At 60.7% G+C, this 21,636-nt stretch carries 21 protein-coding genes and 1 pseudogene; 16 read left to right on the forward strand and 6 right to left on the reverse strand.

The window, feature by feature from the left end; translation table 11 throughout:
• Positions 1–162: 162 nt before the first annotated feature.
• Positions 163–396, reverse strand: a complete 234-nt coding sequence (locus AC0QUY_RS04485; RefSeq protein WP_475385922.1) for an SDR family oxidoreductase — start codon at positions 394–396, stop codon at positions 163–165.
• Positions 397–434: 38 nt separating this feature from the next.
• On the opposite strand from AC0QUY_RS04485, the pseudogene AC0QUY_RS04490 reads away from it, so the two are divergent.
• Positions 435–587, forward strand: a pseudogene (locus tag AC0QUY_RS04490) (IS256 family transposase); the annotation flags it as partial.
• On the opposite strand, the gene AC0QUY_RS04495 reads toward AC0QUY_RS04490, so the two are convergent.
• A complete protein-coding gene (locus AC0QUY_RS04495; protein ID WP_475385923.1) occupies positions 562–807 on the reverse strand; it encodes a dihydrodipicolinate synthase family protein in 246 nt (81 codons plus the stop codon). The pseudogene AC0QUY_RS04490 and the gene AC0QUY_RS04495 sit on opposite strands and share 26 nt — an antisense overlap.
• A 104-nt stretch (positions 808–911) precedes the next feature.
• On the opposite strand from AC0QUY_RS04495, the gene AC0QUY_RS04500 reads away from it, so the two are divergent.
• From AC0QUY_RS04500 to AC0QUY_RS04535, 8 genes are all read left to right on the forward strand, one after another.
• Entirely contained in the window at positions 912–1,157 is a 246-nt protein-coding gene (locus AC0QUY_RS04500) for a hypothetical protein (RefSeq protein ID WP_475385924.1), read from the forward strand.
• A gap of 177 nt (positions 1,158–1,334) precedes the next feature.
• Positions 1,335–1,616 carry a DUF1127 domain-containing protein gene (locus tag AC0QUY_RS04505; RefSeq protein WP_475385925.1) on the forward strand — a complete coding sequence of 94 codons (282 nt, stop codon included), beginning with the start codon at positions 1,335–1,337 and terminating at the stop codon, positions 1,614–1,616.
• A 176-nt stretch (positions 1,617–1,792) separates the two neighbouring features.
• Entirely contained in the window at positions 1,793–2,836 is a 1,044-nt protein-coding gene (locus AC0QUY_RS04510) for a LacI family DNA-binding transcriptional regulator (protein ID WP_475385926.1), read from the forward strand.
• A 115-nt stretch (positions 2,837–2,951) separates the two neighbouring features.
• Complete coding sequence (gene xylB, locus AC0QUY_RS04515) at positions 2,952–4,406, forward strand: xylulokinase (protein ID WP_475385927.1); 1,455 nt, start codon at positions 2,952–2,954, stop codon at positions 4,404–4,406.
• On the forward strand, positions 4,403–5,722 hold the full coding sequence (gene xylA / locus AC0QUY_RS04520; protein WP_475385928.1) for a xylose isomerase: 1,320 nt from the start codon (positions 4,403–4,405) through the stop codon (positions 5,720–5,722). Before xylB ends, xylA begins: the two co-directional genes overlap by 4 nt.
• Before the next feature lie 11 nt (positions 5,723–5,733).
• Positions 5,734–6,498 (forward strand): ATP-binding cassette domain-containing protein, encoded by a 765-nt coding sequence (locus tag AC0QUY_RS04525; protein ID WP_475385929.1) that lies wholly within the window; start codon positions 5,734–5,736, stop codon positions 6,496–6,498.
• Positions 6,498–7,580: an ABC transporter permease gene (locus tag AC0QUY_RS04530; protein ID WP_475385930.1), complete on the forward strand. Its 1,083-nt coding sequence runs from the start codon at positions 6,498–6,500 to the stop codon at positions 7,578–7,580. The genes AC0QUY_RS04525 and AC0QUY_RS04530 overlap by 1 nt, the downstream gene beginning before the upstream one ends.
• 128 nt (positions 7,581–7,708) lie before the next feature.
• Positions 7,709–8,617 (forward strand): sugar-binding protein, encoded by a 909-nt coding sequence (locus AC0QUY_RS04535; RefSeq protein ID WP_475386046.1) that lies wholly within the window; start codon positions 7,709–7,711, stop codon positions 8,615–8,617.
• A 139-nt stretch (positions 8,618–8,756) separates the two neighbouring features.
• Here the strand turns inward: AC0QUY_RS04535 and AC0QUY_RS04540 are convergent, their stop codons facing one another.
• The 4 genes from AC0QUY_RS04540 to AC0QUY_RS04555 form a co-directional block, all read right to left on the reverse strand.
• Entirely contained in the window at positions 8,757–9,896 is a 1,140-nt protein-coding gene (locus AC0QUY_RS04540) for a Gfo/Idh/MocA family protein (protein WP_475385931.1), read from the reverse strand.
• Positions 9,893–10,966, reverse strand: a complete 1,074-nt coding sequence (locus tag AC0QUY_RS04545) for a sugar phosphate isomerase/epimerase family protein (protein WP_475385932.1) — start codon at positions 10,964–10,966, stop codon at positions 9,893–9,895. Before AC0QUY_RS04545 ends, AC0QUY_RS04540 begins: the two co-directional genes overlap by 4 nt.
• Before the next feature lie 130 nt (positions 10,967–11,096).
• On the reverse strand, positions 11,097–12,584 hold the full coding sequence (locus AC0QUY_RS04550) for an NAD-dependent succinate-semialdehyde dehydrogenase (protein WP_475385933.1): 1,488 nt from the start codon (positions 12,582–12,584) through the stop codon (positions 11,097–11,099).
• 12 nt (positions 12,585–12,596) lie between these two features.
• The gene (locus tag AC0QUY_RS04555) at positions 12,597–13,823 is read right to left on the reverse strand and encodes an iron-containing alcohol dehydrogenase (RefSeq protein ID WP_475385934.1); all 1,227 of its coding nucleotides are present in this window, start codon (positions 13,821–13,823) and stop codon (positions 12,597–12,599) included.
• Positions 13,824–14,318: 495 nt separating this feature from the next.
• Between AC0QUY_RS04555 and AC0QUY_RS04560 the strand changes: the two genes are divergently transcribed.
• The 7 genes from AC0QUY_RS04560 (at position 14,319) to AC0QUY_RS04590 (ending at position 21,520) form a co-directional block, all read left to right on the forward strand.
• Positions 14,319–15,011 carry a GntR family transcriptional regulator gene (locus AC0QUY_RS04560; RefSeq protein ID WP_475385935.1) on the forward strand — a complete coding sequence of 231 codons (693 nt, stop codon included), beginning with the start codon at positions 14,319–14,321 and terminating at the stop codon, positions 15,009–15,011.
• Positions 15,012–15,221: 210 nt separating this feature from the next.
• Positions 15,222–16,313, forward strand: a complete 1,092-nt coding sequence (locus AC0QUY_RS04565; protein WP_475385936.1) for an ABC transporter ATP-binding protein — start codon at positions 15,222–15,224, stop codon at positions 16,311–16,313.
• Positions 16,314–16,359: 46 nt separating this feature from the next.
• Positions 16,360–17,790: an extracellular solute-binding protein gene (locus tag AC0QUY_RS04570; RefSeq protein ID WP_475385937.1), complete on the forward strand. Its 1,431-nt coding sequence runs from the start codon at positions 16,360–16,362 to the stop codon at positions 17,788–17,790.
• 159 nt (positions 17,791–17,949) lie between these two features.
• Positions 17,950–19,035 (forward strand): carbohydrate ABC transporter permease, encoded by a 1,086-nt coding sequence (locus tag AC0QUY_RS04575; RefSeq protein WP_475385938.1) that lies wholly within the window; start codon positions 17,950–17,952, stop codon positions 19,033–19,035.
• Between the two features lie 90 nt (positions 19,036–19,125).
• Positions 19,126–19,983 (forward strand): carbohydrate ABC transporter permease, encoded by an 858-nt coding sequence (locus AC0QUY_RS04580; protein WP_475385939.1) that lies wholly within the window; start codon positions 19,126–19,128, stop codon positions 19,981–19,983.
• 2 nt (positions 19,984–19,985) lie between these two features.
• Positions 19,986–21,074, forward strand: coding sequence for an ABC transporter ATP-binding protein (locus AC0QUY_RS04585; RefSeq protein ID WP_475385940.1), 1,089 nt, complete (start codon positions 19,986–19,988; stop codon positions 21,072–21,074).
• 26 nt (positions 21,075–21,100) lie between these two features.
• A complete protein-coding gene (locus tag AC0QUY_RS04590) occupies positions 21,101–21,520 on the forward strand; it encodes a hypothetical protein (RefSeq protein WP_475385941.1) in 420 nt (139 codons plus the stop codon).
• Positions 21,521–21,636: the final 116 nt, after the last annotated feature.

Here is a 21,636-nt window from a genome sequence, read left to right on the forward strand (position 1 = left end):
TAGACCCTCTGGCTGGAATGCTCGTGCACGAGTGCAGTGGCAAGCGCACGATCCGGAACCATTCGCCATGCACCGATACCAACATCATTCGATAGATAGTCCATCGTTGCGAAGCGCTTTCGCGCCTGCGCCGCACATGAGCGCTTATAAGCCTCGTTGGACTCACGTCATATATCTACCCGCATCGATGTGAATGGTCTGACCGGTCAGATATTCCGTTTCCATGATCATACGAACCGCGGGCCAGATCTCGTCAGGCCGACCCAAGCGCCCAAGTGGCAGTTGGTCCATCGCGTGCGACTGCATCTCACCGATCATGTCCGTCGCGATAAGGGACGGCGCGATAGCGTTCGCAGTGATTCGGTGCGGTCTGAGGTACGTGGCGTAATAGTGCATAAGGCCTTCCAGGCCGGCCTTCGAAGCTGCATAGGCGCCCCAATGAAGACGCTATCGTCCGCCTCATCGGCGCGATCCTGCTCGAACAGAACGATGAATGGGCGGTCCAGCGCGCCCGCTACATGACACTGGCAATCATCGCACCGTTGAGCGATGATCCCACCGTCAGCTTCCCGGCAATCGCCAGCTGACCGATCCGGCCCTTGCCGGCGAACGTGGTGACCCGAACTCAGCTACACCACGCCACGGGACACGATCCAGCCGTCCCTTGCGCAGGTTTGAGAAAGTAATCCGGCACACGTCCGGCGCGAGGTTCGAAATCGTCGAAAGGCAGGCATTCCCGCCTGCGGCGATATAGGCGAGGGCGGTTGCGTCATCTCCGGAAAGAATTCGAAATCCGGGCGGCAGCAACGCGCTCAGGCGGATGTGTCAGGCCTTTCTGCTCGTTGGCGACCCATTGAGCGCGACCATTGGGTCTTCGCATAGCGCCTCGTTGTCGCGCGGCAAAGAAGGATTTGATCTTCGACGAGACCATTTTTCATTTGGAAACGGCTGCCAACCTATTGAGCCTGCTGGAGCGTGTTTTGCCCGATTTTTCCAAATCCGCCTTGAATTCGTTTGATAATCAAACTGATTTTGATTCCGCCATTCGGAGGTTCGATCCCTCCCGCCCCAGCCAGCACTCAAGCTGCGCTGTTCGTTATGTAAGCAACTCTATTCCAGCCAAATTTTTTGGGCGCGTTTGGAAATGGAGCTTCTAATGCTCTGTCCAGAATCAAACTAAACGGCGTCGTGCATTACATCGACCATATTGGCTTCTCTCCGTGGTTTCATCCCAACATATACCGCGGACGCTAGTCGGACAGGTCTGTTACGCCCTCATCGTAGAATAGGGTAGTACGGCGAACAAATCGGACAACCAGTTCGAAACAATGCACTTGTGCGCAATTGACGCCGTCCTGCAGTTCGCCCAGCGGATAGCCTCGGGGGTTCGAGTCGTCTCTCGCTACCATCTTTCCCCACACCCCTCGAACGTTGTGGGGGTAGGCCTGCTTCCCCAGCAGAGCGTTCAAGCGTCCGACTATTTCACGGTGCGGCGCTTCATGGCGCGCCGCGAACTCGCCAGCCTCGACGAGCGGATGCTCCGCGACATCGGCCTCGATCCCGGCGTCGTCGACTACGAGGCAAGCCAGTCGTTCTGGCGGCCCGCTCGCGATTGACCCCGTCGTGCTGCGCTGGGGCCGCTGTACTCCGGGGGATCGAGCCTGACGCTCGACGCCTCCCAAGACAACCCAAGAGAGCCATGCAACGGCCGGGACCTGTTTCAGATCAGGGAGTTATCGCATACCTCAAAATGAGTTGCGTACCTCATAATGCCTCAGCTATGGTGGGCACCATGAAGGAGCAGGACGCCAACACGCCGCTGACGCTCAAGGGGATCGCACGCCAGGCCGGGGTGAGCCTCGCCACGGTGGATCGCGTCCTTCACAATCGCCCAGGCGTGCGGCCCGAGACGGTGCGCCGCGTCAAGGAGGCGGTCGAGCGGAACGCGTTTCAACCGCATGTGGCTGCGGCCGAACTGGCCCGCCGCCGGGCGCGTCGCTTCGCCTTCGTGATGCCGTCCGGCCCAAACCTGTTCATGCAGCAGATCCACTCGTATCTCGGCGAGATGTCGGCCTGGCTCTCGGCCCGCCGCCTCGCCGTCGAGATGGTCGCGACCGACGTGTTCGATCCCACCATTCTCGCTACCACGCTTGAATCGCTTGCCGGCGATTTCGACGGCGTGGCGGTCGTAGCCCTCGATCATCCAAGCGTCCGCGCGGCCATCAACGATCTCGTCGATGGCGGTACCAAGGTCGTTACGCTGGTGTCGGACGTGCCGTCTTCCCGGCGCCATCATTACATCGGCATCGATAATATCGCCGCCGGGCGCACCGCCGGCGCGCTGGTCGGCCGTCTCGTCGGTCCCCGGCAAGGCAAGGTCGCGATCGTCGCCGGCGCGCAAGGCTTGCGCGACCATGCCGAGCGCATCTTCGGTTTCAACCAGGTGATGGCGTCCGAGTTTTCCCAGCTCAACGTGCTGCCCGCGCTTGAGGGGCGGGATGAGGACGACCGCTCGGAACACCTCATGGCGAGGTTGCTGGGCAAGCATACCGACATTGTCGGCCTTTATAATGTGGGCGCCGGAACGCCCGGCGTCGCCAAGGCGCTCATCGACTCCGGGCGGGCGAACCAGTTGGTCTTCGTCGGTCACGACGTGACTGTCATGACGCGCAAGCTGCTGCTGCAGGGCGCGATGGATGCGGTGATCTCGCAAAACCCCGGACATGAGGCGCGCGCCGCCGTCCGCGTGCTGCTCGCGCTTGCTCGCGGCGAACCGATCTTGAGGGAACAGGAGAAAATCCGGATCGACATCGTGATGAGGGACAATCTGCCTTAGGGCCGATCGGCTGGGTGAATCCCGTCCGGTGAACGGCAGAATTCATAGGCAAGCTGTTGCGGGCAAGGCGACGCAGTTCGCACGCCGCAATCGAGGCGCGCAGGGAGGAATGTGCGTGTATCTGGGATTGGACGTCGGCACGTCCGGTGTGAAAGCCGTGCTCGTGAATGAGGCTGGCGCGATTGTCGCGACAGCCGCGCGCGAGCTTGTGCTGTCGCATCCCGCGCCGCTCTGGTCCGAGCAGGATCCCGATGCCTGGGTCGATGCGACGATCGGCGCCATCGACGATCTTGCAGCCGCGCATCAGCGCGAAGTGTCACAAGTTCGCGGAATTGGCCTGTCCGGCCAGATGCACGGCGCCACGCTGCTCGATGCGAAGGGGCAGCCGCTGCGTCCGGCCATTCTGTGGAACGACGGCCGTTCTCACGCCGAGTGCGTCGAGTTCGCGCGAGACTGTCCTTCGCTGCACGAGATTGCCGGTAATCTTGCGATGCCGGGCTTCACCGCCCCGAAGCTGATGTGGGTCGCGCGCCACGAGCCGGAAGTCTTTGCCAAAGTAGCGAAGGTGCTTCTGCCAAAAGCCTATGTCCGCTATCGGCTGACCGGCGAGATGGTCGAGGATATGTCGGACGCAGCCGGAACGCTCTGGCTCGATGTCGGCCGGCGCTGCTGGTCCACGACAATTCTGCAAGCAACCGGACTCGATGTCCATCATATGCCGCGGCTCGTCGAAGGCAGTGAGGTGAGCGCGCACCTTGCTTCCGACTTCGTGCGACGCTGGGGCATGGCATCCGGCGTGGTGGTCGCGGGCGGCGCGGGCGATTGTGCGGCCAGCGCGATCGGGCTGGGCGCCATTGCGCCTGGTGACGCATTCCTGTCGCTCGGGACTTCGGGCGTGCTGTTCCGGGTCACGGAACGGTTTGCACCCGCGCCCGCTTCGGCCGTGCACGCATTCTGCCACGCACTTCCTGGTCTGTGGCACCAAATGGGTGTGATGTTGTCGGCCGCCGCCTCGCTTGCCTGGCTCGCGACTGTCATGGCAACGCCGGCTTCCGCGCTGCTCGCCCCGCTCGGCGAGGTCGTCGACCGTCCGAGCCCGGTCAAATTCCTGCCCTATCTCGACGGCGAGCGCACGCCGCACAATGACGCTGCCGCGGCCGGCGCCTTTGTTGGTCTTCGCGGCGCGACCGGACGCGAGGATCTCGTTCAGGCAGTGCTGGAAGGCGTCGCCTTTGCCGCGCGCGACAATCTCGTTGCCTTGGGCGGCTATTTGCCGATCGCGCAAGTTGATTTCGTTGGCGGCGGCTCGCGCTCGGCGCTCTGGGCGCAGATCAGCGCCGACGTGCTCGGCATTCCCGTTCACCGTGTCGAGGAGGGCGAGGTCGGCGCGGCGCTCGGTGCGGCGCGGCTCGGCATGATTGCCGCCACCGGTGCCCAGCCATCGGAAGTCTGTGTTCGTCCGCGCCGGCTCGCGACCTTTGTGCCGCGTGCTTCGGCGGTCGCCGCCTATGATGAAGCCTATCGTCAGTGGCGAAAGCTTTATCCTGCGCTGAAGGAGTTTTCTCAGTGAATGCGCCAGCTCATTTCTTCACGACCGCTCCGGTCGCCTATGGCGGCCCGCAGACAAAAAGCCCGCTCGCGTTCCGATGGTACGACAAGGATCGCATCGTGGCGGGTCGGCGGCTCGAGGATCATCTGCGCTTTGCCGTCTGTTACTGGCATTCGTTCTGCTGGCCCGGCGGTGATCCCTTCGGTGGGGAGACTTTTTTGAGGCCATGGCACCACGGCTCTGATCCGATGGCGCTGGCTCGTGCCAAGGCCGGCATCGCCTTCGAGCTGTTCCGCCTGCTCGATGTACCGTTCTTCACCTTCCACGACGTGGATGCCGCGCCGGAGGGCGCCTCGCTTGCCGAATCCGTCGCCAACCTCAACGCTATTGCCGACGTCTTCGAACAGAAGATGGCGTCTTCCAAGGTGCGTCTACTCTGGGGTACGGCCAATCTGTTCACGCATCGCCGTTACATGGCCGGCGCCGCGACCAATCCGGATCCGGACATTTTCACCTATGCCGCCGGACAGGTGCGGGCGGCGCTTGAGGTGACGCATCGGCTGGGCGGCCAGAACTACGTGCTTTGGGGCGGGCGAGAGGGCTACGAGACCCTGCTCAATACCGACATGAAACGCGAACTCGACCAGCTTGGCCGCTTTGTCTCGCTGGTGGTCGAGCACAAGCACAAGATCGGTTTCAAGGGGCCGCTCCTGATCGAGCCCAAGCCGAAGGAGCCGACCAAGCACCAATACGATTTCGACGTCGCCACCTGCTACGGCTTCCTGCAGCGCTACGATCTTCTAAAGGACGTCAAGCTCAACATCGAGCAGAACCACGCCATCCTCGCCGGCCACTCGTTCCACCACGAGGTCGCGCTCGCCGAGGCGCTTGGCGTGTTCGGTTCGCTCGATGTCAACCGCGGCGACGACCTGCTTGGCTGGGATACCGACCAGTTCGCGATGAACGTGCCGGAACTCGCACTGGTGTTTCACGAAATGCTGAAGAGCGGCGGCTTCACGACAGGCGGGCTTAACTTCGACGCCAAGATCAGACGTCAATCGATCGATCCGGATGATTTGATCCATGCCCATGTCGGCTCGATGGACGCCTGCGCGCGGGCGTTCCTTGCCGCCTCCGACATGCTCGATGCCGAGGCGCTGACCAGGCCGGTCGCGGAACGTTATTCCGGATGGGCTGACGCGGAGGGGCAGGCGATCCTCGCCGGCCAGCGGTCGCTGGCCGATCTCGCCGACCGCGCACTGACGTCAGGGTTCGATCCGCAGCCGCGTTCGGGACGTCAGGAATATCTGGAATCTCTTGTCAATCGGTACGTCTGAGCGAGGTGATGATGGCAACCGCGCAAGAAGGCCGGCAACCGCTCCTGGCGCTGACGGGTGTTGGCAAGGAGTTCGGCGCGATCCGCGCGCTGCATGACGTCGACATGCAGGTCTTCCCCGGCGAGGTGGTCGGCCTGATGGGCGACAATGGCGCCGGCAAGTCGACACTGGTGAAGATCATCGCCGGCAATTTCCGGCCCACCCATGGCGAGGTCTGCTTCGACGGCAACGCGGTCCATTTCCACCGTCCCATCGATGCCCGCGCGGTCGGGATCGAGGTCGTCTATCAGGACCTGGCGCTTGCGGACAATCTCACGGCGGCCGCCAACGTCTTCCTCGGCCGCGAACTCAAGCGCAAATTCGGCCCGCTTGCCCTCCTCGATCACAATGCGATGGCGGCGCGCGCGCTGGAGCTGTTCGGCGAGCTGCGCTCCGAGACACGGCCGCATGACCTCGTCAAGCAGATGTCCGGCGGCCAACGCCAGGCGGTTGCGATCGCACGCACCCGCCTGTCGAACGCCAAGCTCGTGATGATGGACGAGCCGACCGCGGCGATATCGGTCCGCCAGGTCGAACAGGTTCTGAGCCTGATCCATCGGCTGAAAGAGCAGGGCGTGGCGGTCATGCTGATCTCCCACCGCATGCCCGACGTCTTCGCGGTCTGCGACCGCGTCGTCGTCATGCGCCGCGGCGAGAAGCGGGCGGACAAGCCGATCCGCGATACCAGCCCCGAGGAAGTCACTGCCCTGATCACCGGCGCGAAGGAGGCTGCGTGATGGCCATGCCGCTGGAATCCCCGATTTCCTTTACCAATGTCGGCCGTGTCAGGTGGTGGCAGCGCGGCATCTTTGCGTCCCAAACTGGCTACGTTCTGCTGGCACTGCTGGGGCTGCTGATCGTGATGCATTTTGCGAGCCCCTACTTCTTCACGCAGGGCAACATGCAGAATGTGGCGAAGAACTTTTCCTTCATCGCCATCGCCACCCTTGGCATCACTTTTGTGATCATCACAGGCGGCATCGATCTCTCCGTCGGCTCGATGATGTGCTTTTCCGCCATGATCACGTCGATGGTGATGTCGGGCCTGTCGACGCCGGACATGCCCGGTGCGTCGCTGTTCGTTCACATGGCCGCCGACGGCAAGACGGTGGTTGCCAACGTCCCGGGCCTGATCCTGCTGGTCTCGGTGCTGGCGGGGCTTGGCACCGCGCTGATCGTCGGGCTCGTCAATGGCTTTTGCGTCGCGGTGCTCGGGCTATCACCCTTCGTGACGACGCTCGGCATGCTCTCGATCGTGCGCGGTCTTGGTTACGTCGTCTCGAACGGCAGGGGCAGTTTTCCCGGCGGGCCCGATGCCGGCTATTTCTACGCGCTCACGTCGGGCGATCTGTTCGGCGTGCCGGCGCCCTTCCTCTATCTCGTCGTGCTTGCCGTCGTGATGGCTGTCGTGTTGCACCACACGGCATTCGGCCGTCACGTCTTTGCGCTCGGTGGCAATGAGAAGGCGGCCGAACTGACCGGCATTCCGGTGGTGCGGGTCAAGATTGAGGTCTACGTGATCTGCGCGTTTGCCGCGGGCTTGCAGGGGATCATCGTCTCCGGTTGGCTCGGTTCGGCGCCTGCCAACATGGCGACTTCCTATGAGCTCAACGTGATCGCCGCGGCAGTCATTGGCGGTGCCAACCTTGCTGGTGGGGCAGGCGGGCCGCTGGGCGCCATCGTCGGGTGCGTGCTGCTCGAGGTGATCCGCAACGGTCTCGTGCTCGCGCAGGTCAATTCCTACTGGCAGCAGGCACTGGTGGGCGTGATCATCATCCTGGCGGTGCTGGTCGACCGCATACGTTCGCGAATGATGTGAAATGGCTGTCCGGGCGGACAAAGCAAGCGTCGCCTATCTGCCTCCCGGAGCAGAAGAGTTTTCAGGATAGGCGTCAAAAATGTGGAGGAGAGAGTATGAAGCCAATCAGGAAGCTGCTGCTTGCCGGCATGGCGTTCGCGTTCATGGCCAGTCCGGCGCTCGCCCAGAACTACCGGTTCGCGATCGTGCCCAAGGCGATGAACAATCCGTTCTTTGACGTGGCGCGCGACGGTTGCCTCAAGCGCGCCAAGGAGCTTGGTAACGTCGTGTGCATCTATAAGGGGCCGGTCGAGCACGAACCCGCGACCCAGGCGCAGATCATCCAGGACTTCGTTACGCAGAAGGTCGACGGTCTTGCAATCTCGGTCGCTGACGTCGCGGCGATGACCAAGTCTATCGACGCGGCGACGGCAGCCGGCATTCCGGTCGTGACCTTCGACGCCGACGCGCCGGGCTCCAAGCGCATCGCCTATATTGGCACCAACAACAAGGATTTTGGCCTGGCGCTCGGCAAGCAGTTGCTGCAACTCCGGCCGGACGGCGGCAAATACGCCATCATCTCCGGCGGCCCCGGCGCCAAGAATCTTGCCGAACGCGTCGATGGTGTCCGCGAAGCTCTCAAGGGATCGAAGTGGGTCGAGGTCTCCGGCTCGCCGGCCTTCAGCAACGATGACCCGGCTCTTGGCATCCAGCAGATGACCGATCTGCGCACCGCGACGCCTGATCTCGCGGCGATCGTGCCGGTCGGCGGCTGGCCGATGTTCGCGCCCGAGGGCTACAAGGCCTTTGTCAACAAGAACAGGAAGGATATCGACGCCGGGAAGTTCACGCTCGTCGTCGCCGATACGCTGAAGATGCAGCTCGAACTGCTGCGCGACGGCTACTCCAACGCGCTTACCGGACAGCGCCCGTTTGAGATGGGCGAGAAGGCGATGGACACTCTGCTGGCAATCAAGAAAGGCCAGAAGGTTCCAGAGGTCATCTATACCGGTCTCGACCTCGTGACCAAGGACAATGTAGCTCAATTGTTGAAGTAAGAGCGTTTGCAGCCCCGGCGCTCTTCGTTTCCCTCTCCCTGCGGACACGCAAGCGGGAGAGGAGAGGCGTATTGCGAGCCGCGGAAGGCTGGTTTGAATGAGGCGGGTGCGGTGCGTGGCACGCGCGAAGCCGCGCGCCTTACACGTCGCTAAGGCTTGTCCACATGCTCTGATTGTTACTCGATCGGACCGCGGCGGCGATGAATTCCATTCCTTCAACTCCGTCAGCGAGCGACGGCAGGTCGGGAGAGGCAGCGTCTCCCGAGCGGATCAGTTGAGCAAACTGACTGTAAAGTGTGGCGAACGCCTCGAGATAACCTTCGGGGTGTCCGCTCGGCAGTCGAACCTGAATCGGAGGAGCGTCACCGGAGATGGCGCCGCCTCGCGTCAGAAGTTGCTTGGGCCTGCCAAATTCGGTGAACCACATCTGGTTCGGATTATCCTGGCGCCATTCAAGCCCGGCCTTTTCGCCGTAGACGCGCAGCTGCAGACCGTTTTCGCAGCCTACGGCAACCTGGCTGGCCCACAGCATCCCGCGCGCGTTACCTTCAAACCGCAGCAATATGTGCACGTTGTCGTCGAGCAGCCTGCCCTCCACGAAAGTCGACAGGTCCGCACTTACGGCCGCCGTTTTCAAACCCGTGACAAACCGTGCAAGGTTATAAGCGTGCGTACCGATATCTCCGATAGCACCGCCTTGTCCTGAACGAGCAGGATCCGTGCGCCAATCAGCCTGCTTGCTTGAAAGGGGGCGAGTTAGCCAATCTTGCGGATACTCGACTTGAACGACGCGAATCTTGCCCAAGTCACCATTCGCTACCATGGCACGCGCTTGTCGTACCAAAGGATAGCCCGTGTAATTGTGCGTCAATAGAAACTTCGCGCCATTCTTTGGCTTGATTTTGGCCAGCGCACGAGCGTCATCGAGCGTTGACGTAAGCGGCTTGTCGCAAATCACATGAATTCCAGCCTCAAGAAATGCCTTGGCCGGCGCATAATGCAGGTGATTGGGTGTAACGATTGAGACGGCCTGAATGCCGTCTTCGCGGGCAGCCTCTTTCGCCGCCATTTCGGCAAAGCTTGCATATATTCGGTCTTCGGCCAGCCCGATCTTGCTACCAGATTCTTGGGCTAGATCGGGATCGGAGGACAGAGCTCCCGCAACCAGTTCATAATCGTCGTCAATTCGCGATGCAATTCGGTGCACGTAGCCGATGAAGGCTCCGATCCCGCCACCGACCATTCCCAACCGGATCCGCGACGTCTCGCTGCCTCTCATGACATGCCCTCATCTGGCCGCAGACCAAGCATTTTCAGATTTGCTTCCCTGTCTATGCCGGAGCTTGCAAAGTCGTCGAAAGCTCGCTCGGTTACCCGTATGATGTAGTCGGAGATCAACCGGGCTCCTTCCCGAGCGCCATCTTCCGGATGCTTCAGCGCGCATTCCCACTCCAGCACGGCCCACCCCGCGTAATCGTAGGCCGTGAGCTTCGAAAAGATCGATCGAAAGTCAACCTGACCGTCTCCAATCGATCGGAAACGTCCGGCGCGGTTGACCCACGACTGAAAACCTCCGTAGACACCTTGCCTGCCGGTTGGATTGAACTCGGCATCCTTGACATGGAACGCCTTGATCCGCTGGTGGTAGATATCGATGAAATCGAGATATTTGAGTTGCTGCAGCACAAAATGGCTTGGGTCGTAAAGAATATTGGCGCGAACGTGGTTCTTCACTTGATCGAGGAACATTTCGAAAGTCGTCCCGTCATGGAGATCCTCGCCCGGGTGCAATTCATAGCAAACATCGACGCCGTTGCGATCGAACTCATCGAGAATTGGTAACCATCGGCGGCCAAGCTCACTAAAGGCATCGGCGATCAGGCCATCGGGGCGTTGGGGCCAGGGGTAGATGAAAGGCCACGCGAACGCGCCCGAAAAAGTTGCGTGGGCATTCAGACCAAGGTTGCCCGAAGCCTTTGCGGCCCATTTCAATTGTTGAATGGCCCATGCCGTCCGAGCTGAGGAATTGCCATGGACGGCAGCCGGCGCGAAACCGTCAAAAGCACTGGAGTAGGCCGGATGCACAGCGACCAGTTGCCCCTGAAGGTGCGTCGACAATTCAGAAATCTCGAGTCCATGACGATGGACTGTGCCACGCAGTTCATCCGCATATGTTTTCGACGTCGCAGCCTTTTCCAGGTCAATAAAGCTGGAAACCCAGCTGGGTATCTGCACGCCCTTGTATCCAAGACCCGCTGCCCAGGCGCATATGCTGTCCAACGTATTGAAAGGAGGAGCTTCGCCGGCGAACTGAGCCAGGAATATTGCCGGTCCCTTGATGGTGCGCACAATTAATCTCCTCTCTCTTGTCTTCGAAGCGCCTGAGCCTGACGGCTCTGGACCTCACCGCAGTTCTGCTTCTTAACCCACGGCGCGACATGGTCACGGTTGAAGGGATCGCGCCGCGCCTGTCCTTCGTCTACATCGCGACGGCGAGATATTTCGCCTCCATGAATTCGGCGATGCCGTGTCCTTGCCCGCCTTCGCGTCCAATGCCGCTCTGCTTGACGCCGCCGAACGGGGCGGCCGGATCCGACATGAGGCCGCGATTGAGCGCGATCATACCAGCTTCAATCTTCGCGGCTACACGCATGCCGCGGGCAAGATCACGGGTGTAGATGTAGGCGGCGAGCCCGTATTCCGTGTCGTTCGCCCGTTCGATCGCCTCGCTCTCCTGTTCGAAGCGCGAGATCGGTGCCACAGGACCGAAGATTTCCTCTTGCGCCATCGCGGCGTCGGTCGGCACGTGGCAGAGCACTGTCGGAGGATAGTAAAATCCCGTCCCGCTCCCGACCGAGCCCCCGCACAGAATGCGCGCGCCGCGCGCGACGGCGTTCTGAACCAGCCGGTCGATCTTATCGACGGCCTTTTTCGTGATCATCGGGCCGCATTCGGTTGCTGCTTCGACGCCCGGGCCCACTTTGAGCGCCGTCATGCGCTTTCGAAGCCCTTCGGCGAAAGCGTCGTGGATGCCGGATTGCACATAGATGCGGTTTGCGGCGGTGCAGGCTTCGCCGGCGTTGCGCATTTTCGCTACCATCGCGCCGTCGAGCGCAGCCTCGAGATCGGCGTCGTCGAAGACGATGAACGGCGCGTTGCCGCCGAGTTCCATCGAGCACGAGATGACGTGCTTGGCCGCTTCAGCGAGGAGGAGGCGGCCAACTCCGGTCGAGCCGGTGAACGACAGTTTCCGCACCCGTGGATCCGCCAGCATGGCGGCGGTGGCCGGAGCAGGATTGGAAACCGTAAGGACGTTGACGACGCCTGGGGGAACGCCGGCTTCTTCATACAGCGCAGCGAGCGCGTAGGCCGTGAGAGGCGTCTCGCTCGCGGGCTTGAGTACAACCGTGCATCCTGCTGCTAGGGCGGGAGCGATCTTGCGGGTCGCCATGGCCGCCGGGAAGTTCCAGGGCGTGATCAAAACGCAGACGCCGATCGGCTGATAGTCGACGATGATGCGGTTCGTGCCCGAAGGAGCGAGGCCGAATTCGCCGGTGATGCGCACGGCTTCCTCAGCGTTCCAGCGAAAGAACTCGGCGGCATAGGCGACCTCGCCGCGCGCATCGCGCAACGCCTTGCCGTTCTCGATCGATATCAGCGCGGCGAGCGTTTCCGAACGCTGCGTCATCAATTCGAAGCAGCGCCTCAAAATTTCGGATCGCTTGCGCGGCGGCGTCTGGCTCCAGCCGGCTGCCGCCCGGGCGGCGGCCTCCACCGCTGCCTCGACGTCGACCATGGCCGCATCGGGGACCTCGGCGATCACGCGCTCGGTGGACGGATCGACCACCTCGATAAGGCGGCCGTCAGCGGCCTGCCGCCATTGGCCGTCGATATAGAGGCCGCGCGAATAAGCGCGGAGGTCGATGGTTTCCTGGTCGGTCTTGAATGTGTGCTGGGGCATGTTCATGATGGGGTCCTGTCAGCTGGCGCTGCCGGCGAGATCGCCGTCGTAGGCGGCTTTCACCAGTCGTTTCATCGCGGGAAGGTCGAACGGGCGGGGATTGTTCTTGATCAGCCGATCGATGCCGAGGGCGAGTTCGGCGGTCCAATCGATCTTGTCGGAGGGAAGTCCAAGACCGGCCAATGTAGGAGTGATCCCGATCGCCGCGAACATACGGCTGATTTCTTCAATCGTCGCGCCGGCCATCTCGCCGTCGCTCCGGCTCGAGCGCTCGAGGCCGAGAGCGACTCCGACTTTGGCGATTTCGGTTGTCGTCGCGGAGCAGTTATAATTCATCACGTAAGGCAGCATGGTCGCGACGCCGAGCCCGTGCGGCGTGTGGGTCAAGGCGCCGATCGGGTATTGCACCGCGTGCGCGGCCGCTGTTCCCGCGGTGCCGAACGCGCAGCCGGCCGCCAGAGCGCCCATCATCACATCCGCCCGCGCGTCCTCGTCGGCGCCATCGCGGCAGGCCTTCTCGAGACTGCGTCCCAGGAGCTTGATGGCGAGCAGAGCGAAGTGATCGGTAAGCGCCGTCTTGCCGATGAAAACATGTTTCTGCGGCAGGTCGAAAGCGACACCGCGTCTAACCGCAGTGAAGGCCTCGATCGCGTGGGTCAAGGCATCGGCCCCGGCGATTGCCGTCAGGGACGGCGGACACGTCATCGTCAGTTCGGGGTCGCAGATCGCAGCGGCTGCAATCAGGTGCGGACTCGAAATGCCGATCTTCAAAAGTCGATCGGGATCGGAGATCACTGCGACCGGCGTCACTTCCGAACCGGTGCCCGCTGTGGTCGGCACGGCGATCACTGGCAGGATCGGACCCGGCACTTTGAACTCACCGTAGTAGTCCTGAAGCTTGCCGCCATGGCTGATCAGCAAGGCCGCGCATTTCGCAAAATCGAGACAGCTGCCGCCGCCGATGCCGATCACCATATCGGGCATGAAGCTCCGCGCTTCCTCAACGCAGACGCCGACCGTGTCGAGCGGCACGTCCGGCTGCACGCGATCATGAACGAAGATCTCAACCGACGACGCCTTCAGGCTCGCGACGATTTCGGAAAAAACGGCGGTGCCGGCGAACCGCTCGTCGGTGCATAGCAGCGCCCGACGTCCATGTTTGGCAGCGACGGTGGAAAGCGCATGGCGCTGACCTTTGCCAAACAAAATCTCGCGGGGCAGCCTCAGGGCGGCGAACAGGGTCATAGTGCATATCCTCTGGCGACCGACGAATGGGATTGTGCGAGACCGTTGAGTTCGCTCCAGAGGCGAGGCTCAATCTCAAAGCCCTTCGCCGCGAGAGGGTGGGCCACGCTGTCGCCGGGGCTGCCGACAGGCGCGCCGGTCTGGATGGGCGGCGCAGCGCGAACCCGGATAGCCGGAGAGTCTCCGTACCAATTCCGAAGCGGAGCCCGGATCTATGATGACGTCGCCCTTGTTGCAGACGAATTCTGCATCGAGCCTGCCGCGGACGTCGGGCGCGAGTGCTGCGACCATTAGGCCGAGTTCGGCTTCACCGAGCACGTCGGCACGGTGAAATTCATTTTCTACCAAGGCATTACGCTCCATGAGCAAGCCCACGCCCACGCCTGGGTCTGGCACTGTTCAATCTTCATCGATTAAATCCTATATGATATAGGATTGAATATCGTACAAGATCATGCTAGAAGCGGTCAGTGTCAAGAGGCGGGGCCGAAATCGATGAGCGTCACCAATCCTTCTGCAGCCGGGGCCGCCAGCGGGCAGATCGATCGCCCCACCAGCCTGGCCGGCGACGTGTATGAGGCGATTTTTGCGCAGCTCATGTCGCTCAAGATCGCGCCCGGTGCGCGCATCACCGTTGATAGCCTCGTTCGCGAATTCAACGTGTCGCAAACGCCTATCCGTGAGGCGCTAGGTCGGCTCGAGGGCGAAGGGTTGGTGCAGAAGACGCACTTGATCGGCTATCGCGCGGCGCCGCAGATCACGAAGCGCCAGCTTGATGAAATCTATGAGCTTCGATTGCGTCTCGAGCCCTACAGCGCCGCGAAGGCGGCGACGCGTTTGGACGATACGAAGCTGGCGATGCTTCGCGAAGCGGCCGGCATGATGGCCCGCCGGGAAGGCAAGGACGAACGCCTGCGGTACTCGAACTTCGCGCGGCAGGACGCCGACTTTCACGACAAGATCCTGGCCTGCGCTGAGAACGAACTCATTCGTCAAGTCATCGCTTTCCAGCATACTCACTTTCACATTTTTCGTCTCATGTTCCATTCGCGCGTCACCGAAGAGGCTCTCGACGAGCACGAAGCCATACTGGCGGCCTTCGCGGCTGCGGACCCCGTGGCCGCGGAGGAAGCGATGCGCGTTCATATTGAACGCTCTCGCGATCGCCTGCTGTCAGCGTTCGATTAGGTCGCCCCCCGATGTCGATAAACGTCGCGATAGGCAGAGCAAAAGAGGTTGTGCGGCTCGGAAGTGCCGAAGCGAAGGTAGTTAAGCCCGTCCTGCGGGCAACGAAGCTCTCGAAGCAATACGGCTCAGTCACCGTGCTTGCGGAACGCGGAGTGACTGCGTGTTGGCGACGAATAGGAATTTGCTACGGCGGTGGTCTAGGAAATGGCAATGGGACAGTTTGAGAAATCTGCACTGCGTTTGACAAATGTAGGCAAGTCATACGGCCGCGTGCGGGCTCTCGAAAACCTGTCCTTCAGGGTGGCGGAAGGTCGTTTCTTTGTATTGTTTGGGCCGAGTTCGGTTGGCAAGACGACGACGCTCCGCACAATCGCTGGTCTCATCGCGCCCGAACGCGGGCACGTCGAGATTTTTGGCAAGGATTGGACCCATGAGCCGATTGCGGGCCGGGGCGTGTCAATGGTGTTCCAGTCCTTCGCGCTCTATCCGCACCTGACCGTTTACGACAACCTCGCCTATCCGCTGATCGAAGAAAAGCGCCCGCGTGAGGAGATCGATCGCCGCGTGAAGGAGACGGCGACGATGCTCCGGCTCGACACGAAGATCAATCGAAAGCCCAATACGCTTTCGGGTGGCGAACAGCAGCGCGTGGCCTTGGGTCGCTCCTTGATACGCCGCCCCAGGATCCTGTTGCTGGACGAGCCATTGACCAATCTCGACGCGAAGCTCCGCCATGAGATGCGGGCGGAACTGAAGCGCCTTCACCGCCAGTTTGGTCTCACCATCGTCTACGCCACACCCGATGAGCTCGAAGCCCTCTCGATGGGTGAGGAAATCGCAGTGATGCGCGACGGCGGCGTGGTGCAGATCGGAACGCCGGACGAACTTTTCGAAGCGCCATGTGACCTGTATGTGGCAAGCAAGATCGGCTCGCCCCACATGAACATGATCAAGGGCAGACTGGCCGCAGACAACGCCGCCCTCGAATCCGCAATTGGGCCATTGCCTTTCGCGAAAAAGCTGCAAGCCGCAGAAGCAGGCGAAGCGGCCGTGGTCGGCATCCGTCCGAGCGACGTGCGCTTTGCCGGGAAGGGCGAGCAAGGCCTCAAGACCAATATTTCCATGCTTGAGCCGCTCGGGGACGTCACGATCGTATCCGTGGAAGCCGGCGGCGAAACGCTGCGCATGGTGTTGCCGGAATCTGCCGCCTCGGGTTTGCAGCCTGGCCAACAGGCGGCGGTTATTCTCGATCCAAGAAAATTCTACATCTTCCGCGCTTCGAGCGGACGGATGATGGTCTGAGGCGAGTGATTTAACAAAAAAAGAAATCTAAACGGAGGGAACCAGGATGACTGCGACAAGGGTGATCAACAGCATAGTGATGGCGGCCGGGCTTGCCGCTTCGCTGGTGCTGGGAACGACATTTGCTTTCGCCGCTGATGTGACGCTGACGATGGCTGTGCCGGATTGGCCACCAACGCGCATCATGAAGAAGTTTTTCGACGAGCAGTACAAACCAGAGTCCGGCAACACGGTGAAGCTCCAGGTGGATTTCATTCCGTGGCCAGATTTCTATACCCGCGTGAATGCGTCGCTCACATCGGGCGAGCGGAAGTATAACTTCATCGTTTCGGACTCGCAGTGGCTGGGCGCGTTCGTCGAGGGCGGCTATTTCCGGAAGATCAACGATCTGCTCAACGCAGATCCCGAGTTCATGAAGACGTTCAAGGACATCCATCCGAACGCGCTGAACTCCTACTCAACTTATCCGCACAAGTCGGAAAATTACTACGGCTTTCCGCAGTTTCCCGATGTGCTGGTGAACTTCGCGCGAAAGGACATTATCTGCCACGAAGCAGAACAGAAGAATTTCATGGCGAAATTCAACCAGAAACTTCCCTGCACGGGCGAAGAGCTCGACGCCATGACCTGGGACGACTTCAGGAACGTCGGCGAATTCTTTCGCCGCAAGAAGGGCGAGATGCTGGCCGGCAAGCCTGCCGAAGACGATTTTTACGGCATCGCGTTTCAGGCGGGCAAGAGCTACGACTTCTCGTCGATGCAGATCAACGGCTTTATTTGGCAAATGGGTGGTGACATCTGGGATGAGACCCAGGCGCCCAACAGCAAGGCGGAAGGTGTCGTGAACTCGCCGGCGGCCGTGAAGGCGCTGGACAAGTATCTGAGCCTGATCGCATACATGCCGCCTCTCGCCAAGACGGGCACGATGGACATCTTCAAGTCCGATGAGCTGTTCCGCCAAGGTAAGGTGGCTATGAGCGTCAACTGGATCGGCCTTGCCGAAGCCTCGCTTGATCCGAAAACTTCGAAGGTCTCAGACAGCCTGGTGTTCGGCATGATGCCGGGAACCAAAGGTGCTGACGGCAAGCTGGTCCGCTGGTCCAATATTGGCGGCCAGCCCTTCGTGCTGACCACCTGGACGACCGACGCACAGATCAAGGAGGCAGTGGAATTCGTGAAGTGGTGGCTGTCGTCGAACATCCAGCACCAGTTTGCGGCGGCCGGCGGTCAGTCTGCCATCAAGTCCGTGTACTCGGATCCGAAGTACGTAACTTACCGCCCCTGGAACAGGACCTGGGCTCCTTCGCTGGATTGGCAGAAGGACGTGTGGCACGTGCCGCAGTTCTTCGAGCTGCTGACCCAGCAGCAAGACCAGTACGATCTCGCCATTACTGGCAGGCAGGATGCCAAGACGACTTCGGACAATATCGCCAAGTTCCAGCAGCGCCTGCTCAAGGAGGTGGGGCTGATCAAGTGACATGACACGTGAGCTCTGCGAGCAGCAGCAATTGCGAGCTTGGCCGGGGAAGGGGCTTCGTCCTCCTCCCCGGCCACTTGAAAGACAAGGCCAGATGCCGACCGCGGTCGCACGAGGCCGCTCTGCAACGCACAGGAATTGCTTTTCCACGGAAGTTTCATGCAACTGATGTCAGGCATACAATCTGCCAAGACTCAATCTGCCAAGACTGCACCGGCTCTACTTGAGCTTTCGGCCGGCAACTGGCGGCTTGCAGTTCTCGTGGGGCTTGTTGTCTCCACACTTGCGGTGGTGGCGCTGCCGGCGTCCGGTTCCTTCTGGGTCGTTGGCGCCATGTCCGCTTTGGTCGCCGCGGCATTCGCGGTGAATGCCTACCGCCGTCGCTATTATGGCGGGCTGCTGGTCGCGCCCGCCATCGCCGTTCTATTCGTGATGAACATCTTCCCGCTGCTTTGGTCCCTCGGGCTTTCATTTTTTGCCTACCAGTCGAACCTGCAGTCCATCCGCTTCGTCGGCCTCAACAACTACATCAAGGTTCTGACCGACGAGGTCGCGGCTCCGGCCAACTGGAGCGCCCTCATCAACACCGCCATGTTCGCGGTGTGCACAGTTTCTGTACAGATGATCGTGGGGTTTCTGCTGGCGATGCTTTTTGCCAAGCAGTTCCCGCTGCGGAAATATCTGCTGATTCTGGTTCTCACACCGATGATGCTGTCGGTCGTGGCCTCAGGTGTCTTCTTCACCTACTACTATGATCCCACCTTCGGCATCCTGAGCTATGTGATCAATAGCCTCGCGGGCGGCCAGTTCATCGTCATGGACAGCAAGGCGGGCGCTGTGGCCGGTATCGTTTTTGCCGACGCCTGGATGTGGTCGCCCTTCGTCATGCTGCTCGTGCTGGCGGGCCTCGTGTCCGTGCCGAAATATCTCTACGAGGCTGCCGCCATCGACAGGGTCTCCGCCTGGCGGCGCTTCTGGAGCATCACCTTCCCCTATATCCGTGGGCTCCTGATGTTGGCGCTGCTGTTCCGCACCATCGAAGCCTTCAAGCTGGCAGACCTTGTGATCGTGCTGACCAAGGGCGGAAACGACACAATGACGATCTCCTACCACTTGATCCGAATTGCCAACGAACAGAACAAGACAAGCGAGGGAGCCGCCATCTCCTACATCATCCTCTTCATAGTGATCGTGCTCACGAACCTTTATCTCTACGTTGCCAATCCCAAGAACAGGGAAGCCTGAGCCATGACAAACAGAGTTTCTTTCTGGGAGCGGATTGGCTTTCGTAGCGCCGGCGGCATCGCGGAGGCGGGCTGGGGCCGCACGCTCGTCGTGGCGATTGTCAGCTTCGTCTACTTCCTGCCGGTCCTCTTCATCATCTTCACGGCCATAAAGCCGCAGGGGCTGGCGCTTTCAGTGCCGCCAACGCTTTCGCCTACCTCATTCTTTGGTCTTATCCCCGATCAGTTTGTCTTCACACCGACGTTGGACAATTTTGCCTCGGTCTTCTCCCGCGTCATGACGGCGGGTGGCCAGCCGGAGTCCACCGGGTTTGACCGATTCTTCTTCAACTCCATCGTGATCGCGTCGGCATCCGTCCTGCTTGCCCTCGTTATCGGCACGTTGGCCGCCTATGGCTTCTCGCGCTATCCGCTCAAGGGCAACGATACCTATCTCTTCATCATTTTGACGACCCGTATGCTGCCTGCGATCGTCGTCATCATTCCGGTGATCTTGATGTTCCGCGCCGTGGGCCTTTCTGGATCCTATCTCGGCATCATCATGCTCTATACGGCTTTCAATCTCGCCTTTACCGTGTGGATGATGAAGAGCTTCTTCGATGAGCTGTCGACGGACGTCGAGGATGCAGCCCGCATCGATGGGTCGTCAGAAATCAAAGTGTTTTTCAAGATTTGCCTGCCGCAGGTTGTCGCGGGTCTTGCCGCAACATTCGTTTTTGGCCTCATCCTCACCTGGAACGAATTCCTGTTCGCGCTGCTCCTGACGGGCCCTGATACACGCACCGTGCCTGTTGCCATGAACCAGGCCGTGTCTTCCGGCGGGCGCGGAACGGACTGGACGCTGCTGGCTGCCATTGAAACCCTGTTTCTTGTTCCCGTGTTCCTTGCCACCTTCTTCTTGCAGGATCACCTGCTGCGTGGCGTCACGTTCGGCACGGTCAGGAAGTGATCATGTCGACCATAGAAATACGCGACCTCACCAAGAAGTTCGGCGCATTTGTTGCCGTCAAAGATGCCAACCTGTCCGTGGCTGCAGGTGAAATTGTTTGTCTGCTCGGTCCTTCGGGCTGCGGCAAGACGACTACGCTGCGTACGATTGCCGGCCTCGAACGCGCCACGGCAGGGGACGTCGTCATTGCGGGGCAGCGCGTGAATAACCTGCCGCCGGAGAAGCGCGACATCGCAATGGTCTTCCAGTTCTATGCGCTCTATCCGGCGCTGAGTGTTGGGCAGAACATTGCAATGCCCCTTCACCGCGAAGCAATTGGGAGCACGGAAGTGGCAGCCCGCGTCAGGAAGGTGGCTGACATCTTGCATCTTCGCGATATCCTGGACCGGTTGCCAGGACAGATTTCGGAGGGCGAGAAGCAACGCGCCGCTGTTGCCCGCGCCATTGTTCGGGATCCCAAATGCTTTCTGTTCGACGAACCTCTCTCGCGGCTCGATGTGGAGCTGCGTCACTCCATGCGCGGCCAGATCAAGGCCGTGCTGTCAAATCTCACGAAAGCCACTGTGATAGTTACCCACGACCAGCTTGAAGCCCTGACCATGGCGGACCGCATTGCCATCATGCGCGACGGGCTGATCGAGCAGGTGGGAACCCCACACGAGGTCTTCGCAAAGCCCGCCAACGTCTTTGTTGCGAGCTTCATCGGCACGCCGCAGATGAACCTGATCGACGCACAGTTCAAGAGCTACCGCAACGGCAAGGCGAAAGTGGTCTTCGACGAGCAGGATGTCGATCTGAGCGTCCATCCCGCGGTCGCAAACCTGGAGGCTGGAAAGGTCACCGTGGGAATACGCCCGCGAGCTTTCACCGTTGTCTCCGAGGGCACCAGGGACACGATCGACGCCATGGCCGAGCTCATTGAGCCAATGGGTGCCGAGACGCTTATTCACGCGCGCACCAAGACGGGCAGCGACATCCGGGTCGTCGTGCCGCGTGACAAAAGGGTGAAGATTGGCGAGGCGCTCCACCTCGTTCCAGATCCCGCGCAAACCCACGTGTTCGCAGACGACGGAAAGGCGGTGCGCGCATGAGAAATGGCGAGCAAGGCAATGGCGGAGTGACGCCGACGGCGGCGCGGGCGTTGGAATACAGCATCATCGGGCTTGGCGTATTCGCGCTTCTGATGATCTTTCAGCCGTTCAACATCTCGCTTTTCACGGTTGGCTGCGCGCTGATCGTTCTGGCGGGGCTTGTCAACAACCTCCTGCCTCTGGCGCAACCTGGTGTACCCCAGCGCTCGCTGGTAACGGTGGCCATGGTCGTCGCCATGATCTTCTGCATTGTGCTGCTCGCTTCCATCGTTGTCGCACATCTCTACGGCGCATTCTTCCTCAAGCCGCCGGATCCCGACACCGTGCTGGGCAAAGTTCAGCTCAACGCAACGCCTTGGTACATGCATGGCTTCACATGGACCATTGCGATTATCGCTGCTGCTTTGGCTGGACTCATCACGCTGCAGAGTCGCCGCAAGGAGTGAGTCTGCACCCTGCCGATAAACCGCCCTCAATCAACAGACCCGTGCATTAGGGGGGATCGTTTTCTGATACTTTTAGTCACGAATGTACCAATCAACCTCGTTCAGGAGCATGAAAG

Source organism: Bradyrhizobium sp. WYCCWR15520 (assembly GCF_056174665.1).

Bases quoted from the DNA above. Each gene is read 5' to 3' on its own strand.
- AC0QUY_RS04575 (WP_475385938.1), top strand. From the start codon at position 17,950: ATGCAACTGATGTCAGGCATACAATCTGCCAAGACTCAATCTGCCAAG.
- AC0QUY_RS04585 (WP_475385940.1), top strand. From the start codon at position 19,986: ATGTCGACCATAGAAATACGCGACCTCACCAAGAAGTTCGGCGCATTT.
- AC0QUY_RS04555 (WP_475385934.1), bottom strand. From the start codon at position 13,823: ATGACCCTGTTCGCCGCCCTGAGGCTGCCCCGCGAGATTTTGTTTGGC.
- AC0QUY_RS04530 (WP_475385930.1), top strand. From the start codon at position 6,498: ATGGCCATGCCGCTGGAATCCCCGATTTCCTTTACCAATGTCGGCCGT.
- AC0QUY_RS04550 (WP_475385933.1), bottom strand. From the start codon at position 12,584: ATGAACATGCCCCAGCACACATTCAAGACCGACCAGGAAACCATCGAC.
- AC0QUY_RS04535 (WP_475386046.1), top strand. From the start codon at position 7,709: ATGGCGTTCGCGTTCATGGCCAGTCCGGCGCTCGCCCAGAACTACCGG.
- AC0QUY_RS04570 (WP_475385937.1), top strand. From the start codon at position 16,360: ATGACTGCGACAAGGGTGATCAACAGCATAGTGATGGCGGCCGGGCTT.
- AC0QUY_RS04510 (WP_475385926.1), top strand. From the start codon at position 1,793: ATGAAGGAGCAGGACGCCAACACGCCGCTGACGCTCAAGGGGATCGCA.
- AC0QUY_RS04565 (WP_475385936.1), top strand. From the start codon at position 15,222: ATGGGACAGTTTGAGAAATCTGCACTGCGTTTGACAAATGTAGGCAAG.
- AC0QUY_RS04485 (WP_475385922.1), bottom strand. From the start codon at position 396: ATGCACTATTACGCCACGTACCTCAGACCGCACCGAATCACTGCGAAC.
- AC0QUY_RS04560 (WP_475385935.1), top strand. From the start codon at position 14,319: ATGAGCGTCACCAATCCTTCTGCAGCCGGGGCCGCCAGCGGGCAGATC.
- AC0QUY_RS04540 (WP_475385931.1), bottom strand. From the start codon at position 9,896: ATGAGAGGCAGCGAGACGTCGCGGATCCGGTTGGGAATGGTCGGTGGC.
- AC0QUY_RS04525 (WP_475385929.1), top strand. From the start codon at position 5,734: ATGGCAACCGCGCAAGAAGGCCGGCAACCGCTCCTGGCGCTGACGGGT.